Annotated in this window: 3 protein-coding genes; 2 read left to right on the top strand and 1 reads right to left on the bottom strand. The window is 62.5% G+C overall.

Annotation, left to right across the window (positions count from 1 at the left end; all coding sequences use genetic code 11):
• Together AC4FAH_RS04575 and cobO are read left to right on the top strand one after the other, a co-directional pair.
• Positions 1 to 807 (top strand): TonB-dependent receptor domain-containing protein (locus tag AC4FAH_RS04575; RefSeq protein ID WP_490245706.1); only part of this gene is annotated, 807 nt, incomplete at its 5' end.
• 123 nt (positions 808 to 930) lie between these two features.
• On the top strand, positions 931 to 1530 hold the full coding sequence (gene cobO, locus AC4FAH_RS04580; protein ID WP_153635209.1) for a cob(I)yrinic acid a,c-diamide adenosyltransferase: 600 nt from the start codon (positions 931 to 933) through the stop codon (positions 1528 to 1530).
• A 35-nt stretch (positions 1531 to 1565) separates the two neighbouring features.
• Here cobO and AC4FAH_RS04585 read toward each other — a convergent pair.
• On the bottom strand, positions 1566 to 1874 hold a 309-nt coding region (locus tag AC4FAH_RS04585), incomplete at its 5' end, for a TroA family protein (RefSeq protein ID WP_490245707.1).

The raw sequence follows: 1874 nt of genomic DNA on the forward strand, positions 1-1874 counted from the left end.
GCCGAGGGCTACAGCGTCGATAGCCGCTATGCCACCGGCGTCTACGGCAGCTGGCATCTTCAGCAACAGCGTCACCACGTCACGACCAGCCTGCGTTATGACGACGACAATCGTTATGGCCACCAGATGACGGGCGGCTCCAGCTACGCCTATGATCTGACGGCCGCGCAACAGCTCGGGGCCAGCTATTCCAGCGCATTCAAGGCACCGAATCTGATCGACCTCTACAGCCCCTACGGCTCCGGCAATCCGGATCTCGATGCCGAGACCTCCACCACGGCCGAACTGTTCTGGCGCCTGCAGCAACATCACTGGCATCTGGGGCTGAATGCCTTCCAGACCGATATCGACAATCTGATCAGCTACGAAGGAGTCGACTTCTCACCGATCAATATCGATCGCTCACGTATCCGTGGCGTCGAGCTGAGCAGTGGCTGGCAAGGCGAGGCCCTGAGCGTGAACCTTGCCATGACCTGGCAGGACCCGGAGGACCGCGACACCGGTGAGCAATTGAAGCGCCGCGCCCAGCGCTTTGCGCGTCTGGATGCCGATTACGCGTTCGACGACTGGAGCTTCGGTGCCACGCTGCGTGGCAGCGCCAGCCGCAGCGATACTGACGCAGACACCTACACCGACACGCGCACTGCCGGCTATGGCGTGGTCGATCTGCGCACCAGCTGGCAGGTGATGCCGAACGTCAAGCTGAGCGCCAAGCTGGATAACGTCTTCGATCGCGAATATCAGCTGGTCAATGGCTACAACACCCAGGGCCGTTATGTGGAAGGCGGCGTCACCTTCTTCTTCTGATCGGCTCTCCCGGGGTGCCTCTTTTGAAGTGCCTCGGGCGACAACCAGCCACACATACCACAGCACCGATCACAGCACCGTCCCCCGGGTCGGTGCTGTGCCTTTGACTCACGGAGCATACGCATGACGGACCGCAATACCCGCCACAAGGCCGCGATGGAAAAGCTCAAGTCGCATGTCGATGACAAGGTGGCGCAGGCCAATGAGGAGCGCGGCCAGCTGCTGGTGTTCACCGGCAATGGCAAGGGCAAGACGACCGCCGCCTGGGGCACCATCACCCGCGCGCTGGGCTATGGCTACAAGGTCGGTGTCATCCAGTTCATCAAGGGGCTGTGGGAATGCGGCGAGCGCGAACGTCTCGCCGAGGATGCCAATCTCGAAGTGCATGCCATGACCACCGGCTTCACCTGGGATACCCAGAATCGTGAGGCCGATACCGCCGCCTGTCAGGCCGTTTGGCAGCAAGCGCAGCGCCTGATGCGTGATGACAGCGTCTATCTGGTGGTGCTCGACGAGCTGACCTACATGGTCAAGTTCGGCTATCTGCCGCTGGAGGAAGTGATGACGGCACTCGAGAATCGTCCTGCGGAGCAGACCGTCATCATCACCGGGCGCAATGCCAATCGTGAGATCGTTGCCTGTGCCGATACCGTCACCGAGATGACCGAGATTCGCCACGGCTTCAATCATGGTCTCAAGGCGCGGCGCGGCATCGATTTCTGAGCATCCTGCACGAAGCCGCCCTGACTCCGCCGCCCTCAGTCCGACGCCTGCACCTTCGCGATGGCAGCGCAGACCTCTGCCATCGCCTCGACACTGCGCGGGCCGGGACGGCTGATCAGGTCAGGAGTCAGACCCGCCAGTGCCACCTCGGAAAGCGGCCCAGCCTCATTGCGCCAGGCGGCAATCCACTCCTCGCGCGCCGGCCCCTTCGCGACCGGATGCAGAATCAGACGCGGCCTGGCCAGCCACAAGGCTTCCCGATTGATCTGCGGCACCACGGCGGGTGAGTCCGTCAGCAGCGGCTCACCGCCGCAGCGCCGAATCAGCTCATTGACCAGGTGATT

The sequence above is a fragment of the Cobetia sp. genome, assembly GCF_983723665.1.